The organism is Nocardioides panaciterrulae (assembly GCF_013409645.1).
Taxonomy (GTDB): domain Bacteria; phylum Actinomycetota; class Actinomycetes; order Propionibacteriales; family Nocardioidaceae; genus Nocardioides; species Nocardioides panaciterrulae.
Genome location: NZ_JACCBG010000001.1, coordinates 3835280 through 3857085, shown reverse-complemented (window position 1 = coordinate 3857085; position 21806 = coordinate 3835280). Strand labels below are relative to the sequence as shown.

Sequence of the window (21806 nt, the reverse complement as noted above, 5' to 3'; positions counted from 1 at the left end):
TCGCCTACGAGATGCTCGGCTCGGCCGCCGACGCCGAGGACGTCCTGCAGGAGACCTGGCTGCGGTGGGCCGAGGTCGACCACGCCGCCGTCCGCGACCAGCGGGCCTACCTGGTGCGGATCGTGACCCGGCTCGGACTGAACCGGCTCCGCACCCTGCAGCGCCGTCGGGAGGAGTACGTCGGGCCGTGGCTCCCCGAGCCGCTGCTCACCACGCCGGACGTCGCGGAGGACCTCGAGCTCGCCGACAGCGTCTCGACCGCGATGCTGCTGGTGCTGGAGACCCTCGCGCCCACCGAGCGCGCGGTGTTCGTGCTCCGGGAGGTCTTCGCGCTGTCCTACGACGAGATCGCGGCGGCCGTGGACAGGTCGCCGGCGGCGGTCCGCCAGATCGCCCGCCGGGCCCGGGCGCACGTGGAGGAGCGGCGGCCCCGGGCCGAGGTGCCGGCGGGGCTGCGCGAGGAGGTCGTCGCCCGCTTCCTGACGGCGACCGCGACGGGCGACATCCAGAGCCTGCTCGACGTGCTCTCGCCCGACGTGGTCCTGGTGTCCGACGGGGGCGGGGTCAAGAAGGCGGCGCTGCGGCCGATCCTGGGGCGCGAGAAGGTGTTGCGGTTCCTCGACGCGGTCGCGCCCAAGGACGGCACCGCCCAGGCAGAGGTCGTGGTGGTCAACGGCGCCCCGGCGCTGCGCATCCGCGTCGGCGGCGAGCTGGACGCGATCGGGTCGCTCCTCGTGGAGGACGGCCTGGTCACCGCGATCTACTACGTGCGCAACCCCGCCAAGCTGGCCCGTCTCGACGAGGTGGTGCGGCTGACCCGGTGAGCCCGGGCCGCTGAGCAGCCCGGCCAGCACGGTCCGGCCAGCGCGGTCCGGCCAGCGCGGTCCGGGTGGTCGGGGCGGCCGGGTAGTGTGGCGGCACAAGACAGGGGAGCGCGCCCGTCCTGACGGACCAGCGTGCTGAGAGTGCGGAACAGCCGCAGACCCTCCGAACCTGCTCCGGTTAGCACCGGCGAAGGGAGTCCACGTGAAGTCCACACGCGCGCTCGGCGCACTCGTCACGATCACGGCCATGGCGGTCACCGCCTCGGGCTGCTCGGTGATCGGTGGTGACTCCGCCGACGACAGCAGCTCCTCGAGCAGCAAGGTCGTGCTGGTCACCCACGACTCGTTCACGCTGCCCAAGCCGCTGATCCGCAAGTTCGAGCAGCAGTCGGGCTACGACCTGGTCGTGAAGGCCGAGGGGGACGCCGGCCAGCTGACCAACAAGCTGGTGCTGACCAAGGACGACCCGCTCGGCGACGTCGCGTTCGGGGTGGACAACACCTTCGCGTCCCGCGCGCTCGAGGCCGGCGTGTTCGCGCCGTACTCCTGGGACGAGCCCGCCGGGGTCTCGGACTACGCGCTGCCCGGCGACGACGCCCACGCGCTCACCCCGGTCGACAACGGCGACGTCTGCGTCAACGTCGACGACACCTGGTTCAAGGCCCACCACCAGGCGCCGCCGCGGACGATGGACGACCTGACCGACCCGGCGTACAAGGGCGAGTTCGTGCTGCCCGGTGCCGCCACCAGCTCCACCGGCCTGGCGTTCCTGCTCGCCACGATCGCCAAGTACGGCGACGGCTGGCAGGGCTACTGGTCGCGGCTGATGGCCAACGACGCCGAGATCACCTCCGGCTGGGAGCAGGCCTACGAGGTGGACTTCACCCAGGGCGGCGGCAAGGGGGACCGGCCGATCGTGCTGTCCTACGACTCCTCGCCCGCCTACACGGTGCCGAAGGGGTCGAGCTCCTCGACGACCAGCGCGCTGCTCGACACCTGCTTCCGCCAGGTCGAGTACGCCGGGGTGCTCGCCGGGGCCGCCAACCCGAAGGGCGCCCAGGCGTTCGTGCGGTTCCTCGACAGCCAGCCGGCGCAGGCCGCGCTGCCGACGAGCATGTACGTCTTCCCCGTGGTCGACGGCGTGCCGTTGCCGAAGCAGTGGGCGAAGTTCGCCGTCCAGCCCGACCACCCGTACACCGTGGACCCGGCCGACGTGGCCGCCCACCGCGCGGAGTGGTTGCAGGAGTGGAGCGACGTCACCTCCCGATGAGCGAGCTGTGAGCACCCGCGCGGGCCGGCGCTGGTCGAGGCGCCTGGGCCTCGTCGGGCCTGCGGTGGTGCCCGTGCTGGTGCTGGGCGCGTTCTTCGTGCTGCCGGTCAGCGGCATGCTCGAGCGCGGCTTCTTCGCCGACGGCTCCTTCGACCCGGGCGCGGTCCTCGAGGTGCTGGGCCGGCCGCGGGTCCACCGGGTGCTGTGGTTCACGGTCTGGTCGGCCTCGGTCGGCACCGCGGTCGCGGTGCTGCTCGGGCTGCCCGCGGCGTACGCCCTCCACCGCCTGCGGTTCCCCGGCCGGGACCTGGTCCGCGCCGCGCTGCTGGTGCCGTTCGTGCTGCCCACCGTGGTGGTCGGCGTCGCGTTCCGTGAGCTGCTCGGCGAGGCCGGCCCGCTGGGGTTCCTCGGCCTCGACGGGACCGCGGCGGCGATCATCGCCGGCCTGGTGTTCTTCAACGTGGCCGTCGTGATCCGGGCGGTCGGGTCCACGTGGGAGTCGCTCGACCCCCGGCCGGCCGAGGCCGCCGCCGCGCTCGGTGCGAGCCCCTGGCAGGTGCTGTGGACGGTCACGCTGCCGGCGCTGCGCCCGGCGATCGTGTCCGCGGCCAGCGTGGTGTTCCTGTTCTGCGCGACCGCCTTCGGGGTCGTGCTCACCCTCGGCGCACCGCACTACTCCTCGGTCGAGACCGAGATCTACCTGCTGACCACCAACCTGCTCGACCTGCAGGCGGCCGCCGCGCTGTCGATCCTGCAGCTGGTCGCGGTGGTGGCGCTGCTGCTGGTCGCCGGCCGGCTGCGCCGGGTCGCCGACCCGACGGCGTCGAGGGTCCGGGCCCGGCCCCGCCGACCGGTGCGCGGGGACGTCGCCGCGCTGCTGTCCACCGCCCTGCTGCTCGTGCTCGTGGCCGCGCCGATCGCGACCCTGGTCGCCGGCTCGCTGCGCGTCGACGGGGGCTGGAGCCTGGGCAACTACCGGGCGCTGACCACCGACGGCACCCACCAGGCGCTGCTGGTGCCCGTGACCGACGCGCTGGTCACCTCGCTGCGCACCGCCGTGGACGCCACCTGGATGTCGCTCACGCTCGGCCTGCTGGTCGCCCTGGTGGTGACCCGGCGGTCCCGCACCCGCGCCGAGCGCCGGGTGCGCATCGGCCTCGACGGGTTCTTCATGCTGCCGCTGGGGGTCTCGGCGGTGACGCTCGGCTTCGGGTTCCTCATCACGCTGGACCACCCGCCGCTGGACCTGCGCGACTCGCCGATGCTGGTGCCGATCGCGCAGGCGCTGGTCGCGCTCCCGCTGGTGGTGCGCACGATCGCCCCGGTGCTCACCGGCATCGACGACCGGCAGCGCCAGGCCGCCGCCTCGCTCGGCGCCGGCCCGCTGCGGACGCTGCTCACCGTGGACCTGCCGGTGGTGTGGAAGCCGCTGCTGGCCGCCGCCGGGTTCGCGTTCGCCGTCTCGCTGGGCGAGTTCGGGGCGACGTCGTTCCTGTCGCGCGACGAGCACCCCACGGTCCCGGTCGTGATCTACCGGCTGATCGACCACCCCGGTCCGATGAACTACGGCATGGCCCTGGCCGCCTCGGTCGTCCTGGCCGCCACCACCGCGCTCGTGATGCTCCTGGTGGAGCGGCTGCGGGTGCCCTCCGTGGGCTCGCTGTAGCGGCCGCCCTAGGGTTCGCAGATGCTGCAGATCGACCGCCTGAGCGTGGCGTACGACGGGGTGCCCGCCGTCGTCGACGTCTCCGTCGACCTGCCCGACGGGGAGGTGCTGGCGGTCCTCGGGCCGTCCGGCTGCGGCAAGTCCACGCTGTTGCGGGCGGTGGCCGGGCTGGAGACGCCGACCGGGGGGCGGGTGTGCTGGGACGGGGGCGACCTGGCCGGCGTGCCGACCCACAAGCGGGGCTTCGCGCTGATGTTCCAGGACGGCCAGCTGTTCAACCACCTCACCGTCGCGCGCAACGTCGGCTACCCGCTGCGCATCCGGCGGCGGCCGGGGGTCCGCCGACGGGTGGCCGAGCTGCTGGCCGCCGTCGGCCTCGAGGGGTACGACGACCGCCTGCCGACCACCCTGTCCGGGGGCGAGCGGCAGCGGGTGGCGCTGGCCCGCTCGCTCGCCGTCCAGCCCCGGCTGCTGCTGCTCGACGAGCCGCTGTCCGCGCTGGACGCCGGGCTGCGCGAGCGCCTGGCCGGCGACCTGCGCGAGGTCCTCCGGGCCGCCGGCACCACCGCGCTGATGGTGACCCACGACCAGGAGGAGGCGTTCACGGTGGCCGACCGGCTGGCCGTGATGCGTGCGGGCCGGGTGGTGCAGACCGGTCCGATCGCGCAGGTCTGGCGGGCGCCGGCGGACCCCGAGACCGCGCTGTTCCTCGGCTACGCCGGGGTGCTCCGTGGCGGCCCGGCCCGGGTCCTGCTCGAGGCGGCGGGGCTGCCGCGGGCGGGCGCGGTCGCCGTACGCCGGTCCGCGCTGGTGGCCGGCGGGGGCGGCCCGCTGGAGGGGGAGGTGCTGTCCGGGCGGGTGACTCCCGAGCAGGTGCGCCTCGTCGTGCGCGTGCCCGGGATCGGCGAGATCGACGCCGTCGCGCCGCTGGACCTGCACCCCGGTCCGGGGGAGCGGGTCCGGCTCGCGGTCGAGCCCACGAAGCTGGCGGTCGTACCGGACGTCCAAGGGGCCGGTCCCGGCCGGGACGCGGGGTCCCTACACTGACCGGGTGTATCGCCGTGCCAATGCCCTGCTGATCGGGATCGCCGGCACCATGGGGGTGCTGGCGGTCGTGGCGGTGCTGTCGCTGGGCCGCGGCCTGGTGGACCCCGACGGGTTCCTCGGTCCCTCGTGGGCCCGGCTGCCGCTGCTGGTCGGCGCGGCGTTCCTGGTCGACCTGCTGCCGCGGACGCTGTGGGTCTCGCGGCTGAGGCCGCGGGCGATGCCGGCCGCCTTCCGGGACCGGGTGCGCACGCACTGGTCGCGTGACCGGGTCGTGCTGGTGGTGATGGGGGTGCTCTGCTTCTACATCACCTACGTCAGCTACCGGAACCTCAAGTCGTTCCTGCCCTTCATCATGGGCGAGACGAAGTACGACCGAGAGCTGCACCTGATCGACCACGCGCTGCTCTTCGGCCACGACCCGGCGCTGCTGCTGCACGGCTTCTTCGGCACCGGCGTCGCTGCGCACTTCTTCTCGTGGATCTACCTGTGGTTCCTCCCGCTGGTGCCGCTGGCGCTGACGGGCTGGCTGGTCTGGTCGCGCAAGCTGAGCTACGGCTACTGGTTCGCCACCTCCCAGTGCATGGCCTGGTCGCTCGGGACGCTGTCCTACTACGCGCTGCCGACGCTCGGGCCCGGCTTCCGCTACCCCTGGCTCTACGAGACCCTGCCGAACACGCCGGCCTCCTCGTTGATGGACGGGCTCTACAACGGACGCGACAACGTCCTGCACTACGGCGTGCAGGGAGCGGTGCAGTCGGTGGCCGGCTTCGCCAGCCTGCACTGCGCGATCACGCTGCTGATGGCGCTGATGGTGCAGTACACCCTGCGGACGAAGGTCCTGAGATGGGTGTTCTGGGTGAACTTCGTGCTCACGATCTTCGCCACCCTCTACTTCGGCTGGCACTACATCTCCGACAACATCGCCGGCATCATGATCGCGCTGATCTCCTTCTACATCGGCGGGATCGCCAGCGGCCAGAAGTTCGACCGCCACGGCCGCTCCGCGAAGCCCACCCCGACCACCGCCCCGGTGCCCGTCGAGCAGGACTGAGCCTTCCCACGCTCCCAGGGAGGACTCCCGTCGGCAGCCTCCCCTCGGGCAGCCTCCCACGGGCAACCTCAGCTGGGACGTCATCCCAGGAGAGGCCAGGAGGCCTCGAGCAGGGTGACGTCCGCGCGCGCTGCCGCGCCCGACGGCTGCCAACGTGTGAATTACATTCATGTGATTAGTCAACGCGACACGCCGATGAGCTCAGGAAAAGTTGAGCAAAATGTGGCGTTTGTGACGAATGAGCACTAGCGTGCTTCGAGTTGCTCGGGGAAACGGGCCATCGGTCCGGCGAGGAGCTCAGGAAGAGGTCGAGAGTGCGCGCATCGAGGATCGCGTCGGCGCTGGCACTGGCGCTGGTGACGAGTGGGGTCGCCGGCGTGGCGGTCGCTGACGACCACGCCGTCCCGTCCCGGCAGGACGTGCGGCACGCCCGCCAGGCCGCCGAGGACAAGGCGGCCGACGTCGAGACCGTCCGGGCCCGGCTGGTGATGGCCGACCAGCGGCTGGAGGCCTCCGCCACCCGCGCGGCCCAGGCCGCCGAGGCGTTCAACGGCGCGCGCTACGAGCTGCAGCAGGCCCGGCGGCAGGCGAGCGATGCCGCTCGCCGCTCGGGGGTCGCGCAGGCCGACGTCGACCGCCAGCGGGCGGCGTACGGCGCCGCCGTGGTCAGCTCCTACGAGATGGCGCCCGGCCTGAGCGCGCTGTCCGCCCTCGCCCGGGCCGACGGCATCGAGACCGTGATCGACCGCGCCACGACCGTGCAGAACGCCGAGGCCGCGCTCGACGACCGCTACGACTCGTTCCGGGCCTCGGCCACCATCGCCGACGTGGCCACGGCCCAGGCCCGCGATGCCCGTGCCACCGCCGCGGCCGCCGCGGACAAGGCCCGGGCGGCTCGTGACGCGGCCCGGCAGGCGGCGGACCAGGCGGCCGCCGAGGCCCAGTCGATCGCCGCCGAGAAGTCGCGGCTGATCGCCCAGCTCGCCGACCTGCAGCACACCAGCGTCCGCCTCGCGCAGCAGCGCCAGGCCGCGCTCGAGGCGCAGGCCGCGGCCGCCGCGGCCGCCGCCGCGCAGCACGCGGCCGAGGTGAAGGCCCAGCAGGAGGCCGCCCAACAGCTGGCCCAGCAGCAGGCCCAGCAGGCCGCCCAGCAGGCCGCCCAGCAGGCCGCCCAGCAAGCCGCTCAGCAGGCCGCCCAGCAGGCCCAGCACCACGCCCACCAGCACACGTCGGGGACCGGCGGCTCGTCGGGCGGCTCCTCGGGCGGCTCGACCCCCTCGCCCGCTCCGAGCGCCCCGCCGGCGCCCAGCGCTCCGCCGGCCCCGGCCGGTGGCGCCAGCGCCGCGATCGCGTTCGCCCGCGCCCAGCTCGGCGAGCCGTACCGCTGGGGGGCCGCCGGTCCGGACGCCTGGGACTGCTCGGGCCTGACCATGGGTGCGTGGCGCGCCGGTGGCATCTCCCTGCCGCACTACTCGGTCGCGCAGTACGAGCAGTCGACGCCGATCTCGGCCGGCGAGCTGCGGCCCGGCGACCTGGTGTTCTGGGGCTCCTCGAGCGACCCGTCGTCGATCTTCCACGTGGCGATGTACCTCGGCGGCGGCCAGATCATCCAGGCCCCCCGCACCGGGAGCGACGTCAGCATCGTGTCGATGTACTACTGGACGCCGCCGAACTTCTTCGCCCGCCCCTGACGCCGGGGGCCCCCGGACCGGACCGCCGGTGTAGACGGCGTCCTGGTGGGTAACTTGAGAGCCATGGCGACCGACACCGCGACGCCCCCGGCCGAGGGGGGCGCCGCCTCCGGCTCCGTGCGGCCACAGCTCGACGTCCCCGCGATCGACGTCCCCGCGCTCAAGACGCTGCTCGACGGGAAGTACGTCGAGATCCGCGACCTGGTCCGGACCAACCTCGCGGAGTACGCCTCGATCCTCGACGAGGCCGAGACGATGACCCGCGACGACTTCCGCGAGCGGGTCAAGGACGTGCTCGTCGAGATGGCCGCGACCGGCCAGACGGGCATGGGCTTCCCGCAGGAGTACGGCGGGGGCGGCGACATCGGCGCCTCGGTCGCCGCCTTCGAGACCCTGGCGTACGGCGACCTCTCGGTGCTGGTGAAGACCGGCGTCCAGTTCGGCCTGTTCGGGGGCGCCATCCTCCAGCTCGGGTCCGAGCACCACCACGAGGCCTACCTGCCGGACCTGATCACCGGCAAGGTGATGGGCTGCTTCGCGATGACCGAGACCGGGCACGGCTCGAACGTCCAGGCGCTCGGCACGGTCGCGACCTATGACCCGCAGGCCCAGGAGTTCGTGCTCACCACCCATGGCGAGCAGGCCCGCAAGGACTACATCGGCAACGCGGCTCGGCACGCCGAGCTCGCGGTGGTGTTCGCGCAGCTGGAGGTGGCCGGCACCCGGCACGGCGTGCACGCGTTCGTCGTACGCATCCGCGAGGGCGGTCGCCCGTGCGCCGGGGTGGGGGTCGAGGACGACGGCGCCAAGATGGGGCTCAACGGCGTCGACAACGGCCGGCTGTGGTTCGACGGGGTGCGCGTCCCGCGGACCGCGCTGCTCAACCGGTTCGCCGACGTGACGCCCGAGGGGACCTACGAGAGCTCGATCGAGAACCCGAACCGGCGGTTCTTCACGATGCTCGGCACGCTGGTCCAGGGCCGGGTCTGCGTCGGTGGGGCCGGCATCAACGCGGCGAAGGTGGCGCTGGCCGTCGCGGTGAAGTACGCCCTGAAGCGGCGCCAGTTCGAGGCCACCTCGGAGGACGAGGAGGAGCTGCTGCTCGACTACGGGATGCACCAGCGGCGGCTGTTCCCACTGCTGGCGCGGACCTATGCGCTGCACTTCGCCCAGGAGGTCGTGGCCGGCCAGCTGCACGACGTCTTCTCCGGCACCGGCCCCGAGGACGAGGACCAGGCACGCCGCCGGCTGGAGTCCCGGGCGGCCGGCACCAAGGCGCTCGGCACCTGGCACGCCACCCGCACGATCCAGGAGTGCCGCGAGGCGTGCGGCGGAGCCGGCTACCTCTCGGTGAACCGGTTCGCGGCGCTGAAGGCCGACACCGACGTCTTCACCACCTTCGAGGGCGACAACCACGTGCTGCTGCAGCTGGTCGCCAAGGGCCTGCTCACCGACTACGCCAGCGATTTCGAGGACCTGGACCAGTTCGGCATGGTCCGCTTCGTCGCCGGCATGGCGGTGGAGACCGTGATCGAGCGGACCAACGTGCACAAGCTGCTCGAGCGACTCAAGGACGTGCTGCCGGGCGGCGACCAGTGGGACCAGGAGGCGGGGCTGCTCGACCCGGACTACCAGCTGGCGATGCTGCGGTTCCGGGAGGAGCACATGCTCGCCGGCGTGGCCCGCCGCCTCAAGCGGGGCATCGACCAGGGCCTGAACCCGGGAGCCGTGTTCTCGCGGGTCCAGGACCACGTCATCGGCGCCGCCCGCGCCCACGTCGAGCGGTTGGTGCTGGAGGCGTTCGTCGACAAGGTCCGCGCGCTCCCCGAGGGCGATCAGCGGGCGGCGTTGAGCCTGCTGTGCGACCTGCACGCGCTGACCACGATCGAGGCGGACCGGGCCTGGTTCATGGAGCACGGCCGGCTCACCGTCGTCCGGTCCAAGGCGATCAGCCGGGAGATCGGCAGCCTGTGCCGCAGGATCCGGCCGCTGGCCGGCGACCTGGTCGACGCGTTCGCCGTGCCGCCGGAGATGCTCCGCTCCCCCGACCTCGTCGGCTGACGCGCTCCGGGGCCCGGACGGCGCCCCATCGGGGCGCCGTCGTCAGTGGGCGGGTCCGCTCAGTGAGCGGCGCCGGCCTCCGGCGCGGTCTTGTAGCGCTCGAAGGAGGCGTTGACCTCGGCCTCGGCCTCGGTCCGGCCGACCCACTCCGCGCCCTCGACGGACTTGCCGGGCTCGAGGTCCTTGTAGACCTCGAAGAAGTGCTGGATCTCCAGGCGGTCGAACTTCGACACGTGGCTGACGTCGCGCAGGTGCTCCAGGCGCGGGTCGGTCGCGGGGACGCACAGCACCTTGTCGTCGCCGCCGGCCTCGTCGGTCATGCGGAACATGCCGATCGCCCGGCACTTGATCAGGCAACCCGGGAACGTGGGCTCCTGGAGGATCACCAGGGCGTCCAGCGGGTCGCCGTCCAGGCCGAGGGTGTCCTCGATGTAGCCGTAGTCGGCGGGGTACTGCGTGGACGTGAAGAGGGTCCGGTCCAGACGGATGCGGCCACTGTGGTGGTCGACCTCGTACTTGTTGCGCTGACCCTTGGGGATCTCCACCAGGACGTCGAACTCCATCACGTCACCCTTCACCTCGGCGTCGTCGGCCCGCCATCGGGCCGGTTGTCTGGGTGGCCCGTCGCCGGGCCGGCTGCCAGTCTCCCGCACAATGTGCGCAAACACGCAGTCGGAAGGGGGATCGGTGGCTCGACGTGATCCACGCCACGTCGGCCGGACCGGCCGCGGCGGTGACCGCTGGCTGCACCTGCTGCCGGTCCTGCTGGTGCTGGGCGTGCTCGCCGCCACCGCGGTCGTCTGGCAGCTCGACGGCGAGGCGGGCGCACCCGCGGGCCCCCTGTCGGTCCCGCCGCCGGCCGGCGTCACGCTGCCCCCCGCCGCGGTCCCCAGCCCGGTTGCCGACCCGGTCGCGGCCACCGCGCTGGACGCCCGCAGCGTGCGCCGGGCGCTGGCCCACGACCTCGACGACCGCGAGCTCGGCAGCCACGTGCGCGCGCTGGTCACCCCGCTCGATGGCGGCGACCCGGCCTTCGTCAGCGGGCACGGCGTGGCCACCCCGGCCTCGACGATGAAGCTGCTGACCACGACCGCGGCGCTCGCGACGATGGGCCCCGACCACACCTTCACCACCCGGGTCGTCGACCAGGGCGCCGGGCGGATCGTGCTCGTCGGCGGCGGGGACCCGTACCTCGCGAGCCGCCCCGCCGGTGGGACGGCCTACCCGCCGCGCGCCGACGTGGTCACCCTGGCCCGTCGTACGGCGGACGCCCTGGCCCAGGCCGGCGAGAAGCGCGTGCGGCTCGGCTACGACAACACGCTGTTCTCCGGCCCGGCCGTCGACCCGCACTGGCCGGCCGACTACATCCCCGACGGCGTGGTCGCGCCCATCTCGGCGCTGTGGGTCGACGAGGGGCGCCCCGCCAGCGGGTTCGGCCGGGTCGCGGACCCCGCCCGAGCCGCCGCCGACGCCTTCGCCGCGGCCCTGGTCCGGGCCGGGATCCACGTGACGGGACGGCCGAGGCCGCAGCGGGCGGCCGCCGACGCGCCGACCCTCGCGACCGTGGAGAGCGCGCCGCTGTCGGAGATCGTCGAGGAGATCCTCACCGTCAGCGACAACGAGGGGGCCGAGGTGCTGGGCCACCACGTCGGGCTGGCCACCGGCGGCGAGGGTTCGTTCCGCGACGGCGCCCGCGGGGTGGAGCGGACCCTCAGCGGGCTGGGGGTGCCGCTGACCGGCGCGCGGATCCACGACGGCAGCGGGCTGTCCCGCCAGGACCGCCTCGACCCGGCCACCCTGGCCGCGGTGCTGGTGCTGGCCGCGGACCCCGCCCACCCGGACCTGCGGGCGGTGGTGACCGGGCTCCCGGTGGCCGGGTTCACCGGGTCGCTGACGTCCCGGTTCGACCAGGCCGACCCGGTGGCCGACGGGCACGTGCGGGCCAAGACCGGGACCCTGAGCGGCGTGTCCGCGCTGGCGGGGATCACCACTGACCTCGACGGCGACCCGATGGTCTTCGTGCTGATGGCCGACCGGATCCGGCTGCAGGACACCCTCGGTGCCCGAGCGGCCCTCGACGACCTCGCCGCCGGGCTGGCCGACTGCCACTGCGGCGGGTGAGCGGGCTTCGCCGCGCGGGTACGGTCGGTCCATGACTCGGTCCAACGCGCGGTCCACCGCACAGCACGCCGGCGAGCCCGGGACCGGAGCCGACGGCCGCGCAGGTGCCGGGGCTGACGTCCGTGCCATGGTCGACTGGGACCTCGCGGTCTCCCTCGGGTCGCGGCTGGCCGGCGACGGCCCCGCAGTCACCAGGGACGAGGCCGCCTCGGTGGTGGCCGAGCTGCGGGCGGGGGCCGAGCGCTCGACCGGCCTGGTCCGCGACTTCACGGGGCTGGTCGCGGCGGAGCGGACCGCACCGGTCGCCGTCGTCGACCGTCCCGGCTGGATCCAGGCCAACGCCGACAGCTTCGCCACGATCCTCTCGCCGGTCGTCGAGCGGCTGGCCGCCAAGAAGGGCCGGCCGGGCGGCGTCGCGCTGGCCGTGGGGTCCCGGGTCACCGGTGCCGAGGTCGGGGGGCTGCTCGGCTTCCTCGCCGGCAAGGTGCTCGGGCAGTTCGACCCGTTCTTCGGCGACGCCGGCCGGCTGCTCCTGGTGGCGCCCAACATCGTGCACGTGGAGCGCGAACTGCAGGCGCGCCCGCACGACTTCCGGCTGTGGGTCTGCCTGCACGAGGAGACCCACCGGGTGCAGTTCACCGCGGTGCCGTGGATGCGCGACCACCTGCGCGGCGAGATGGAGAAGATCGCCGACACCCTCGAGCCGACCCGGCTCCTCGACGACGGCGTGAAGCGGATCGGCGAGGCGCTGCGCGCCGCACGGTCCGGAGCCGGGGGCGGGGGCAGCCTGATCGACGTGCTCGGCACGCCCCAGCAGAAGGAGATCGTCGACCGGGTCACCGGCGTGATGTCGCTGCTCGAGGGGCACGCCGACGTCGTGATGGACGGCGTGGGCCCCCAGGTGATCCCCTCGGTCGCCGCCATCCGCCGCAGCTTCGACCAGCGCCGCAAGGGCGTGGGCGCCCTGGACCGGGTGCTGCGCAAGCTGCTCGGCCTCGACGCGAAGATGGCGCAGTACCGCAACGGCGCGACGTTCGTCCGCGGCGTGGTCGCCAAGGTCGGGATGGCGGAGTTCAACGCCGTGTGGGACCGGCCCGAGAACCTCCCCACCCGGGCCGAGATCGCCGAGCCGTCCGCATGGGTCTCCCGGGTGCTGTGACCCGCGGGCCGGGGGCCGGCCGGACGCGGGGCAGCCGGACGCGGGACAGCCGCGGATGAGCCTGCACCCCGCGGTGGCGGCGGTCCGGCTCGCCGTACGCCGGGGCCTCGCCGACCTCGAGCCGGGGGCGACCGTGCTGGTGGCCTGCTCCGGCGGCGCGGACTCCACCGCCCTGCTCGCTGCGACCGTGTTCGAGGCCCGCGGGGCCGGCTGGCGGGTGGTCGGCGCGACCGTCGACCACGGGCTGCAGGCGGGGTCCGCCGGCGTCGCGGACCGGGTCGTGGCGCGGATGGCGGCGCTCGGCACCGACGAGACCCTGACCGCGCGGGTCCGGGTCGAGGGCGCCGGGCTCGGGCCGGAGGCGGCCGCCCGCCGGGCGCGGTACGCCGTGCTCGGCCAGGTGCGCGAGTCGGTCGGCGCGGACGCGGTGCTGCTCGGGCACACCCGCGACGACCAGGCCGAGACCGTGCTGCTGGGGCTGGCGCGGGGTTCCGGCGGCCGGTCCCTGGCCGGGATGCGCCGCGGCTTCGACCACTACCGGCGCCCCCTGCTCGACCTGTCCCGGGAGGACACCCTCGCCGCCTGCCGGGCCGAGGGGCTCGAGGTCTGGGAGGACCCGCACAACGCCGACCCCGGGTTCGCCCGGGTCCGGGTGCGGCGCACCGTGCTGCCGGTGCTCGAGCGCGAGCTCGGGCCGGGGGTCGCCGCGACGCTGGCCCGGACCGCCGACCAGCTGCGCGTCGACATGGACTTCCTCCACGACCTGGCCGAGGCCGAGCACGCCGCGCTGCGCGGGGAGGGCGGGTCGCTGCCGGTGGCCGCGCTCCTCGAGCGCGCGGCCGCCGTACGCCGCCGCGTGCTCCGGCTCGCGGCCCTCGCGGCGGGGGCGCCGGCCTCGGAGCTCTTCCACGACCACGTCCTGGCCGTCGACGCGCTGCTCACCCACTGGCACGGCCAGAAGTGGGTGGAACTCCCGGGACACGTGCGCTGCGCGCGACGTGAGGGACGGCTGTGGTTCACCGGGGAGCCCGGCTAGCCGGCGGCCGCCCGAAGCCCTTCAGTCGGGTGCGTGGCGTGCCGATGATCGGATGCCACCCCACCATCCCCCGGAGGACCCATGTCTCGGAACCGCCCCCTCGCCGCCGCGCTGCTCCTGCCCCTGGCCGCGGCCGGCCTCGTCGCGACCGGCGTCTCGCCGACCGCCGCGGTCCAGGCCCACCTCGCCCCGCAGGCCGCCACCACCGGCACCTACCTGATCCAGGGCGTCGTCGCCGACACCTCGGGCCACTACCTCGACGACGTCTCCGTCGAGGCGATCAGCGACGGCAAGGTGGTCGCCTCCGCCCTGACCTACGCCAGCCCCCGCGACGACGGCCCGCAGCACGGCTACTTCTTCCTCGAGGTCCGCGCCACCGGGTCCTACACCGTGACCCTCAGCCGGGCGGGCTACCGCGGCGCCGCCGTCGCGGCCGAGGTGGGCCGCCGCCACCGCACGGACTCCCTCGGCGAGATCGACCTCGCGCGCAAGCCGGTCGCGACCAAGACCACCGCGCGGCTGAACACCGCCAGGATCAGCACCTCCGACAAGGGCCGGGTCACGATCACCGTCAGCACCGGCGCCACCGCGAGGCCCACCGGTGCCGTGGAGGTCCGCAGCGGGCGGAAGGTGCTCGGCTCCGACAGCCTCACCGCCTCCGACCGCGGCCGCGTCACCGTCGGGCTGAGCAGGCTCGATGCCGGCACCTACCACCTGACCGCGTCGTACGCCGGCTCGAGGAAGCAGGCCCTCCGCGCCTCGGCGTCCTCCGCGGTCACCCTGCAGGTGGTCCGGGTCCGGCACCACCACCGGCCGAACGCCTGGTGATCACGACCGGCCGCCGCCCTCGGCGACGGTGAAGGCCCGCCCGCGCGCACGCCCGGGCGGGCCTTCTTCTACCCTTGCCGATCATGGACGCGTCCCACGTGGAAGACGACCTCGTCAACGTGCTGTTCACCGAGGCGCAGATCCAGGAGCGCCTCGGCGAGCTCGCCCGGGAGATCGAGCAGGACTACGAGGGCAAGGACCTGCTCATCGTCGGCATCCTGCGGGGTGCGGTGATGGTGATGGCCGACCTGGCCCGCAGCTTCGGCCGGCACCTGGAGATGGACTGGATGGCGGTGTCGTCCTACGGCTCCGGCACCAAGTCCAGCGGGGTGGTGCGCATCCTCAAGGACCTCGACACCGACATCTCCGGGCGCCACGTGGTCATCGTCGACGAGATCATCGACACCGGGCTGACGCTCTCCTGGCTGACCTCGAACCTCTCCTCGCGCAGCCCCGCGAGCGTCGAGATCTGCACGCTGCTGCGCAAGCCCGAGGCGCTGCAGATGCCGGTCGAGGTGAAGTACGTCGGCTGGGACATCCCCAACGAGTTCGTCGTGGGCTACGGCCTGGACTACCGCGAGCGCTACCGCAACCTGCGCGACATCGGCACCCTCGCCCCCCACGTCTACTCCTGACCCCCGGTCCGCGCCCGGGCGGCCTCGCCGCCACCTCCCGGCCGCTCCCGCGTGCGCCGGCGGGTGTGCCGGCGTGTGAGGGTTCCCACTCCGGGGCACCAGCCTGCGACACTGGACGTTGTCGGGGTTGTGTACCGTCGTCAGTTCAGATGACCGTCCGCCCGTGAACGCGGGCGGACGGCAGAGCCGTGTCGAGAGAAGCCTGTGAAGCGCTTAGTCAAGGGTCCCTGGCTGTGGATCGTCGTCGCCGTCGTCGGCGTGCTCCTCGCCCTGCAGTACCTCTCCCCGAACGGGGGGTACGACCAGGTCAGCACGTCCCAGATGGAGTCCTACATCAACAAGGGACAGGTCAAGGAGATCACCTTCGTCGGGGGTGATCAGCAGATCCAGGCCACGCTCGACTCCGGCGTGCGCGACAGCGGGGACAAGGTCTCGACGTACTGGGTCGCCGGTCAGCAGCAGCGCATCCTCAGCGAGGTCGACAAGCAGGTCGCCAAGGGCACCATCGAGGAGTCGAACTCCAAGATCGCCAAGCCCAGCCTGATCGGGTCGTTCCTGTTCTCGGTGCTGCCGTTCGTGGTGATCTTCCTGGTCTTCATGTGGCTGCTGAACAACATGCAGGGCGGCGGCGGCCGCGGCGTGATGCAGTTCGGCAAGTCCAAGGCGAAGCTGATCTCCAAGGACATGCCGAAGACGACGTTCACCGACGTCGCCGGCTGTGACGAGGCCATCGAGGAGCTCGGCGAGATCAAGGAGTTCCTCCAGGAGCCCGCGAAGTTCCAGGCGGTCGGCGCCAAGATCCCCAAGGGCGTGCTGCTCTACGGCCCGCCCGGCACCGGCAAGACCCTGCTCGCCCGTGCGGTGGCCGGCGAGGCCGGCGTGCCGTTCTACTCGATCTCCGGCTCGGACTTCGTCGAGATGTTCGTCGGTGTGGGCGCCTCCCGGGTCCGCGACCTGTTCGAGCAGGCCAAGGAGAACGCCCCGGCGATCGTCTTCATCGACGAGATCGACGCGGTCGGCCGCCACCGCGGCGCCGGCATGGGCGGCGGCCACGACGAGCGCGAGCAGACGCTGAACCAGCTGCTGGTCGAGATGGACGGCTTCGACGTGCGCGGCGGCGTCATCCTGATCGCGGCGACCAACCGTCCCGACGTGCTCGACCCGGCGCTGCTGCGCCCGGGCCGCTTCGACCGCCAGATCGGGGTCGACGCCCCCGACCTGGCCGGTCGCCACATGATCTTGAAGGTCCACTCCCGCGGGAAGCCGATGGCCCCCGACATCGACCTGATGTCGATCGCGCGCCGGACGCCGGGCTTCACCGGTGCCGACCTGGCCAACGTGCTCAACGAGGCGGCGCTGCTGACCGCCCGCAACAACGAGAAGCTGATCACCAACCAGGCGATGGACGAGGCGATCGACCGGGTCATCGCCGGCCCGCAGCGCAGCTCGCGGCTGATGAGCGAGAAGGAGAAGCTCATCACCGCCTACCACGAGGGCGGCCACGCCCTGGTGGCCGCGGCGCTGCCCGGCACCGACCCCGTGCACAAGATCACGATCCTGCCGCGCGGTCGCGCCCTGGGCTACACGATGGTGCTGCCCGACGAGGACAAGTACTCCCAGACCCGCTCGGAGATGCTCGACAAGCTGGCCTACATGCTCGGCGGCCGGGCCGCCGAGGAGATGGTCTTCCACGACCCGACCACCGGCGCCGGCAACGACATCGAGAAGGCCACGAACCTCGCCCGGGCCATGGTCACCCAGTTCGGCATGACCGAGCGCCTCGGCGCGATCAAGCTGGGCGAGTCGAACTCCGAGCCGTTCCTGGGCCGCGACCTGGGCCACCAGCGCAACTACTCCGAGGACGTCGCGGCGAAGGTCGACGAGGAGACCAAGAAGCTGCTGGCGACCGCCCACCAGGAGGCCTTCGACATCCTCGAGGAGAACCGCGAGGTGCTCGACCGGCTGGTGCTGGAGCTCCTCGACAAGGAGACGCTCGACAAGCAGGAGGTCGCGCGGGTCTTCGAGCCGCTCAAGCGGCGTCCGACGCGCCCGGCCTGGACCGGCTCCCCCGACCGGCTGCCGTCGGCGCTGCCGCCCGTCGAGATCCCCGAGGCGATCCGGGAGCGGGCCAGGACCAACGGCCACAACCCCGGCGAGGTCGGCTCGATCATCACCCCGCCCGGCTCGGGCGGCGACGTCCACGGCGGCCAGCCCGGCGTGGGTGGCGGCGACAGCTCCGGTCCGGGCCTGCCGACCCCATGACCGACCCGATCGGCCTGGTCCCGCAGACCCTAGGCGAGGTGCCGCCGTTCGACGCCCCTCGCGCCGAGGCCGCCGTCCGGGAGCTGCTGATCGCGATCGGGGAGGACCCCGACCGCGAGGGGCTGCGGGAGACCCCCGCGCGGGTGGCCCGGGCCTACGCCGAGATGACGTTGGGCATGCGGCAGACGCCGGAGGAGGTGCTCACCACCACCTTCGACCTCGGGCACGACGAGATGGTCCTGGTCCGCGACATCGAGCTCTGGTCGATGTGCGAGCACCACCTGGTCCCGTTCACCGGGGTCGCCCACGTCGGCTACATCCCCGCCGACAGCGGCAAGATCACCGGCCTGTCCAAGCTGGCCCGGCTGGTCGACGTCTTCGCCAAGCGGCCCCAGGTCCAGGAGCGGCTGACCACGCAGGTCGCCGACGCGCTCATGGAGATCCTCGAGGCCCGCGGCGTGATCGTGGTCATCGAGGCCGAGCACCTGTGCATGACCATGCGCGGCGTCCGCAAGGCCGGCGCCCGCACCATCACCTCGGCGGTCCGCGGCATCATGCACAACGCGGCGACCCGCTCCGAGGCGATGTCGCTGATCAACCGCAGTCGCTGACGGCCGGGCTGCCGTGGCGCCGCTGGACGCCCTGGCCCCGGACTCCACGTTCGCCCGGCGCTGAGTGCCCGGACCGGGGGAGGATGGGGGACATGTCCGGTCCGCATCTGTCGGTCCTCGTCACGGCGCTCATCGACCCCGTGCTGGCCGGCACGCCGTTCGCCCCGGGCCAGACGGGCCGGCTCCCGGACGGCCCGGGGCGACTGCGAGTCGATCCGACTGCGCTGTCGCCGTGGCCCCGGCACTCCGCGGGCATCATCTGGTGCGCGTCGTACGTCGAGCTGCGCCGCGCCCTCCCGGGGCTTCCGCAGGCGCACGACCAGGACGACTGCCATCCCGAGGGAAGCTGCGTCGACCTCATGGTCGACTTCGACCGCGGCGGCCGGCTCGAACGGGCCGACCTGGAGGCCCTCGGACTGACCGAGACCCTCGCCGCGGTCGGCTGCCACGCCGAGGCGCTGGAGGCCGCGGTCCTCCTCGGCCAGCCGGCCGAGACCGTCTGCCCGGCGCTGGCCCGCCTCCTGGGCGTGCTGCTCGCAGCCGCCCGGGCGCCGCTGAGCTGACCGACGCGGACCGGTGGGGCGGGCAGCCACTAGCCTCGGGTGCCATGACGACCGGGCCGCTGCTGATGGGGGTCGTCAACGTCACCCCCGACTCGTTCTCCGACGGCGGCCGCTGGCTGGAGCCGGACGCCGCGATCGCCCATGGCCGCGAGCTGCTGGCCGAGGGCGCCGACATCCTCGACATCGGCGGTGAGTCGACCCGGCCGGGGGCGACCCGACCGCTGCTGGAGGAGGAGCTCGGCCGCGTGGTCCCCGTGATCACCGCGCTCGCGGCGGAGGGCGCGACGATCTCGGTGGACACGATGCGGGCCGAGGTGGCCGAGGCGGCGCTCGCGGCCGGCGCGAGGATCCTCAACGACGTCTCCGGCGGCCTCGCGGACCCGCGGATCCTCGAGGTGGCCGCGGCGGCGGACGTGCCGTACGTCGCGATGCACTGGCGCGCCCACAGCGACCACATGCGTGACTTCGCCACCTACGACGGGCCCGGCGGGGTCGTCGGGGCGGTCTGCGACGAGCTGGGCGCGCGGGTGGACGCGCTGCTCGCCGCCGGCATCCGGCCGGAGCGGATCATCCTCGACCCGGGCCTCGGGTTCGCGAAGGGGGCCGAGCACAACTGGGAGCTGCTGGCCCACCTCGACCGGCTGGCGGCGCTGGGCTACCCGCTGCTGGTCGGCGCCAGCCGGAAGACCTTCCTGGGCCGGCTGCTGGCCGACGACTCCGGCAGCCCCCGCCCGGTCGACCAGCGCGAGGCCGCGAACGTGGCCCTGACCACCGAGCTCGCCCGGGCCCGGGTCTGGGGCATCCGGGTCCACGACGTACGCTCCAGCCGCGACGCGTTGCGCGTCGTGGCGCGACTCGAGCAGGAAGGAGCCCGGTGACCGACGAACAGGCGGTCGATCAGCTGAGCGTGCTCGGCATCGAGTGCTTCGGCCATCACGGCGTCTTCGGGTTCGAGCGACGCGAGGGACAGGTGTTCCTCGTGGACCTGGTCCTCGGGCTCGACACCGGGCCCGCGGCCGCCTCCGATGACTTGCATGACACGGTGGACTACGGAAGTCTCGTGGCCTCGGTGAAGGCCGCCGTGGAGAACGATCCGGTCGACCTGATCGAGACCCTGGCCCAGCGCATCGCGAAGGTCTGCCTCTTGGACAGTCGTGTTGAATGGGCGCGGGTCACGGTCCACAAGCCGGACGCGCCCATCGACGCGACGTTCTCGGACGTCGCCTTGACGATCACCCGGACACGTGAGGACCCGACGTGACAGAGACCCCGAACCCGAACATCATCGACGCCGACACGCTGACCGGCGAGATGCGCCCGATCCGTCGGGCGGTGCTGGCACTCGGGTCGAACCTCGGCGAGCGGATGGCCAGCCTGCAGGGCGCTGTCAACGCCATCGCGGACACGCCGGACGTCTGGGTCACGGGCGTCTCGCCGGTCTACGAGACCGAGCCGGTGGACTGCCCCGAGGGCGCCAAGACCTTCCTCAACGCGGTCGTGCTGATCGACACCACCCTGGCCGCCACCCGCCTGATGGACCGGGCGCTGGCCATCGAGGACGCCTTCGCGCGGGAGCGCTCCGACGTCCAGAACGCCCCCCGCACGCTCGACGTCGACCTGATCGTGGTGGGCGACCGCCGCAGCGACGACGAGTTCCTCCGATTGCCGCACCCGCGCGCCGCGGAGCGTGCCTTCGTCCTGCAGCCCTGGTACGACCTCGAGCCCGAGGCGGAGTTCCCCGAGTGGGGCCCGATCGCCGACCTGCTCGAGAAGACCGACCGCAGCGGCCTGAAGCGGCGTGACGACCTGGAGCTCGAGCTCCAGTGACCGAGGACCCGTCCGGCGAGGAGGAGCCGTCGGGCGGGCACCTGCGACCGACCTCCGCGGGCGCCCTGACGGCGTGGCTCGTCGTGGGACTGGTCGGCGGTTGGCTGCTGCACCCGATCACCGAGCGGTGGCGGGGGAGCGCGCCGGTGATCGCCTGGTCCCAGCCGCTGGCGCTGTTCCTCGGCGCGGCGATCGTCGGCGCGGCCGCGTGGTCCACCTGGCGCTCGGTGCACGTGCACCGGCAGCGGCTGCAGCCGCACCAGGCGGTGAACCGGCTGGTGCTGGCCCGCGCCTGCGCCTACGTCGGGGCCCTGGTGGCCGGGGGCTACGCCGGGTACGCCGTCAGCTGGCTCGGCGTCGACGCCGAGCTGGCGGCCCAACGGGGCTGGCGGTCGCTGGCCGCCGCGGCCGCCGGTGTGGCGATCACCATTGCGGCACTGCTGCTCGAGCGCGCGTGTCGCGTCCGTTCTGAGGACGACGAGACATAACCTGACCCCATGGCTTCCCCCACTCGCGCCCCGGCAGCCCGCCGCCGGCAGCGCAGCGTCCGGCTGACCGTCGCTGTCGTGCTCCTCGTCGTCGCCGCGCTGCTCGTGCTCGGCGCGATCCTCAGCGGGTCCTGGCCGGTCCTGGTGCCCGCCGCCGTGGCCGCCGTGGTGCTCGGGGCGGCCGCCGCGCGCATCACGCACGCCGAGCTGCTGGAGGCCCGCCGCGAGGCGGCCCGCGACCGCGCCGAGCAGGCGCAGGCCTACCGCCGGCTCACCGAGCAGCGGACCGCGGAGCAGAAGTCCTTCACGAGCTCGATGCAGGCCCGCATCGACGCGCACCAGTCGACGATCACCGAGCTCGAGGACGCGCTGACCTCGGCGCAGAAGCGGGCCGCCGAGGCGACCCGGAAGGTGAACAGCGAGGCCCGGCGGGCCGACCTGGCCGAGCGCCAGGGCCAGGACACCACCGAGCGGCTGGAGGAGGCCGAGCAGCGCGCCGCCGAGGCGATCGTGCGCGTGGCCGAGCTCGAGCAGGAGCTCGACACGCTCCGCGCCGAGCTCGTGGCCTGGCAGGCGATGCCGGCCCGCAAGCACGCCTGACCCCCCGGCCCGACCGGCACCCCAGGCCCCGACCCGCCCGCGACCCGCGGGCGGGTCGTTTGCGTT

At 73.5% G+C, this 21806-nt stretch carries 21 protein-coding genes and 1 riboswitch; of the genes, 20 read left to right on the top strand and 1 reads right to left on the bottom strand.

Going from position 1 to position 21806, the window contains the following annotated elements:
• Nucleotides 1–11: 11 nt before the first annotated feature.
• The 7 genes from BJZ21_RS18340 to BJZ21_RS18310 all read left to right on the top strand — a co-directional run bounded on the left by BJZ21_RS18340 (nucleotide 12) and on the right by BJZ21_RS18310 (nucleotide 9610).
• Nucleotides 12–824: an RNA polymerase sigma-70 factor gene (locus BJZ21_RS18340; RefSeq protein ID WP_246300008.1), complete on the top strand. Its 813-nt coding sequence runs from the start codon at nucleotides 12–14 to the stop codon at nucleotides 822–824.
• A 92-nt stretch (nucleotides 825–916) separates the two neighbouring features.
• Nucleotides 917–1037: riboswitch (TPP riboswitch) on the top strand.
• A complete protein-coding gene (locus BJZ21_RS18335; RefSeq protein ID WP_343052216.1) occupies nucleotides 1027–2094 on the top strand; it encodes a thiamine ABC transporter substrate-binding protein in 1068 nt (355 codons plus the stop codon). It overlaps the preceding riboswitch by 11 nt.
• Nucleotides 2095–2101: 7 nt before the next feature.
• The gene (locus BJZ21_RS18330; protein ID WP_343052215.1) at nucleotides 2102–3760 is read left to right on the top strand and encodes an ABC transporter permease; all 1659 of its coding nucleotides are present in this window, start codon (nucleotides 2102–2104) and stop codon (nucleotides 3758–3760) included.
• 21 nt (nucleotides 3761–3781) lie between these two features.
• The gene (locus BJZ21_RS18325) at nucleotides 3782–4807 is read left to right on the top strand and encodes an ABC transporter ATP-binding protein (RefSeq protein ID WP_179665075.1); all 1026 of its coding nucleotides are present in this window, start codon (nucleotides 3782–3784) and stop codon (nucleotides 4805–4807) included.
• Between the two features lie 4 nt (nucleotides 4808–4811).
• A complete protein-coding gene (locus tag BJZ21_RS18320) occupies nucleotides 4812–5858 on the top strand; it encodes a phosphatase PAP2 family protein (RefSeq protein ID WP_343052214.1) in 1047 nt (348 codons plus the stop codon).
• A gap of 314 nt (nucleotides 5859–6172) precedes the next feature.
• Entirely contained in the window at nucleotides 6173–7549 is a 1377-nt protein-coding gene (locus tag BJZ21_RS21550; protein WP_179665074.1) for an NlpC/P60 family protein, read from the top strand.
• Nucleotides 7550–7612: 63 nt separating this feature from the next.
• Nucleotides 7613–9610, top strand: coding sequence for an acyl-CoA dehydrogenase family protein (locus tag BJZ21_RS18310; protein ID WP_179665073.1), 1998 nt, complete (start codon nucleotides 7613–7615; stop codon nucleotides 9608–9610).
• A 59-nt stretch (nucleotides 9611–9669) separates the two neighbouring features.
• Here BJZ21_RS18310 and BJZ21_RS18305 read toward each other — a convergent pair whose 3' ends face one another.
• A complete protein-coding gene (locus BJZ21_RS18305) occupies nucleotides 9670–10173 on the bottom strand; it encodes an inorganic diphosphatase (RefSeq protein ID WP_179665072.1) in 504 nt (167 codons plus the stop codon).
• Between the two features lie 124 nt (nucleotides 10174–10297).
• Between BJZ21_RS18305 and dacB the strand changes: the two genes are divergently transcribed.
• From dacB to BJZ21_RS18240, 13 genes are all read left to right on the top strand, one after another.
• Nucleotides 10298–11731 (top strand): D-alanyl-D-alanine carboxypeptidase/D-alanyl-D-alanine endopeptidase, encoded by a 1434-nt coding sequence (gene dacB, locus BJZ21_RS18300; protein WP_179665071.1) that lies wholly within the window; start codon nucleotides 10298–10300, stop codon nucleotides 11729–11731.
• Nucleotides 11732–11762: 31 nt separating this feature from the next.
• Nucleotides 11763–12890 (top strand): zinc-dependent metalloprotease, encoded by a 1128-nt coding sequence (locus tag BJZ21_RS18295; RefSeq protein WP_343052213.1) that lies wholly within the window; start codon nucleotides 11763–11765, stop codon nucleotides 12888–12890.
• A 55-nt stretch (nucleotides 12891–12945) separates the two neighbouring features.
• Nucleotides 12946–13926 carry a tRNA lysidine(34) synthetase TilS gene (gene tilS / locus BJZ21_RS18290; protein ID WP_179665070.1) on the top strand — a complete coding sequence of 327 codons (981 nt, stop codon included), beginning with the start codon at nucleotides 12946–12948 and terminating at the stop codon, nucleotides 13924–13926.
• An 81-nt stretch (nucleotides 13927–14007) separates the two neighbouring features.
• On the top strand, nucleotides 14008–14754 hold the full coding sequence (locus BJZ21_RS18285; protein ID WP_179665069.1) for an Ig-like domain-containing protein: 747 nt from the start codon (nucleotides 14008–14010) through the stop codon (nucleotides 14752–14754).
• A gap of 83 nt (nucleotides 14755–14837) precedes the next feature.
• On the top strand, nucleotides 14838–15389 hold the full coding sequence (gene hpt, locus BJZ21_RS18280; protein WP_179665068.1) for a hypoxanthine phosphoribosyltransferase: 552 nt from the start codon (nucleotides 14838–14840) through the stop codon (nucleotides 15387–15389).
• Between the two features lie 204 nt (nucleotides 15390–15593).
• Nucleotides 15594–17651 carry an ATP-dependent zinc metalloprotease FtsH gene (gene ftsH / locus BJZ21_RS18275; protein ID WP_179665067.1) on the top strand — a complete coding sequence of 686 codons (2058 nt, stop codon included), beginning with the start codon at nucleotides 15594–15596 and terminating at the stop codon, nucleotides 17649–17651.
• Nucleotides 17648–18262 (top strand): GTP cyclohydrolase I FolE, encoded by a 615-nt coding sequence (gene folE / locus BJZ21_RS18270; RefSeq protein ID WP_179665066.1) that lies wholly within the window; start codon nucleotides 17648–17650, stop codon nucleotides 18260–18262. The genes ftsH and folE overlap by 4 nt, the downstream gene beginning before the upstream one ends.
• Nucleotides 18263–18354: 92 nt before the next feature.
• Nucleotides 18355–18825 (top strand): hypothetical protein, encoded by a 471-nt coding sequence (locus tag BJZ21_RS18265; RefSeq protein WP_179665065.1) that lies wholly within the window; start codon nucleotides 18355–18357, stop codon nucleotides 18823–18825.
• Nucleotides 18826–18869: 44 nt separating this feature from the next.
• Nucleotides 18870–19703 carry a dihydropteroate synthase gene (folP, locus tag BJZ21_RS18260; protein ID WP_218851552.1) on the top strand — a complete coding sequence of 278 codons (834 nt, stop codon included), beginning with the start codon at nucleotides 18870–18872 and terminating at the stop codon, nucleotides 19701–19703.
• Nucleotides 19700–20086, top strand: a complete 387-nt coding sequence (gene folB / locus BJZ21_RS18255) for a dihydroneopterin aldolase (protein ID WP_179665064.1) — start codon at nucleotides 19700–19702, stop codon at nucleotides 20084–20086. Before folP ends, folB begins: the two co-directional genes overlap by 4 nt.
• Nucleotides 20083–20652, top strand: a complete 570-nt coding sequence (gene folK / locus BJZ21_RS18250) for a 2-amino-4-hydroxy-6-hydroxymethyldihydropteridine diphosphokinase (protein WP_179665063.1) — start codon at nucleotides 20083–20085, stop codon at nucleotides 20650–20652. Before folB ends, folK begins: the two co-directional genes overlap by 4 nt.
• Nucleotides 20649–21140, top strand: coding sequence for a DUF3180 family protein (locus tag BJZ21_RS18245; RefSeq protein WP_179665062.1), 492 nt, complete (start codon nucleotides 20649–20651; stop codon nucleotides 21138–21140). The genes folK and BJZ21_RS18245 overlap by 4 nt, the downstream gene beginning before the upstream one ends.
• Nucleotides 21141–21149: 9 nt before the next feature.
• Nucleotides 21150–21740, top strand: a complete 591-nt coding sequence (locus BJZ21_RS18240; protein WP_179665061.1) for a hypothetical protein — start codon at nucleotides 21150–21152, stop codon at nucleotides 21738–21740.
• Nucleotides 21741–21806: the final 66 nt, after the last annotated feature.

Coding starts and splice junctions, on each gene's coding strand:
- hpt (WP_179665068.1), top strand. CDS start 14,838: ATGGACGCGTCCCACGTGGAAGACGACCTCGTCAACGTGCTGTTCACC.
- folE (WP_179665066.1), top strand. CDS start 17,648: ATGACCGACCCGATCGGCCTGGTCCCGCAGACCCTAGGCGAGGTGCCG.
- folP (WP_218851552.1), top strand. CDS start 18,870: ATGACGACCGGGCCGCTGCTGATGGGGGTCGTCAACGTCACCCCCGAC.
- BJZ21_RS18285 (WP_179665069.1), top strand. CDS start 14,008: ATGTCTCGGAACCGCCCCCTCGCCGCCGCGCTGCTCCTGCCCCTGGCC.
- tilS (WP_179665070.1), top strand. CDS start 12,946: ATGAGCCTGCACCCCGCGGTGGCGGCGGTCCGGCTCGCCGTACGCCGG.
- BJZ21_RS18295 (WP_343052213.1), top strand. CDS start 11,763: ATGACTCGGTCCAACGCGCGGTCCACCGCACAGCACGCCGGCGAGCCC.
- BJZ21_RS18305 (WP_179665072.1), bottom strand. CDS start 10,173: ATGGAGTTCGACGTCCTGGTGGAGATCCCCAAGGGTCAGCGCAACAAG.
- BJZ21_RS18265 (WP_179665065.1), top strand. CDS start 18,355: ATGTCCGGTCCGCATCTGTCGGTCCTCGTCACGGCGCTCATCGACCCC.
- BJZ21_RS18325 (WP_179665075.1), top strand. CDS start 3,782: ATGCTGCAGATCGACCGCCTGAGCGTGGCGTACGACGGGGTGCCCGCC.
- BJZ21_RS18340 (WP_246300008.1), top strand. CDS start 12: ATGCTCGGCTCGGCCGCCGACGCCGAGGACGTCCTGCAGGAGACCTGG.
- BJZ21_RS18310 (WP_179665073.1), top strand. CDS start 7,613: ATGGCGACCGACACCGCGACGCCCCCGGCCGAGGGGGGCGCCGCCTCC.
- BJZ21_RS18240 (WP_179665061.1), top strand. CDS start 21,150: ATGGCTTCCCCCACTCGCGCCCCGGCAGCCCGCCGCCGGCAGCGCAGC.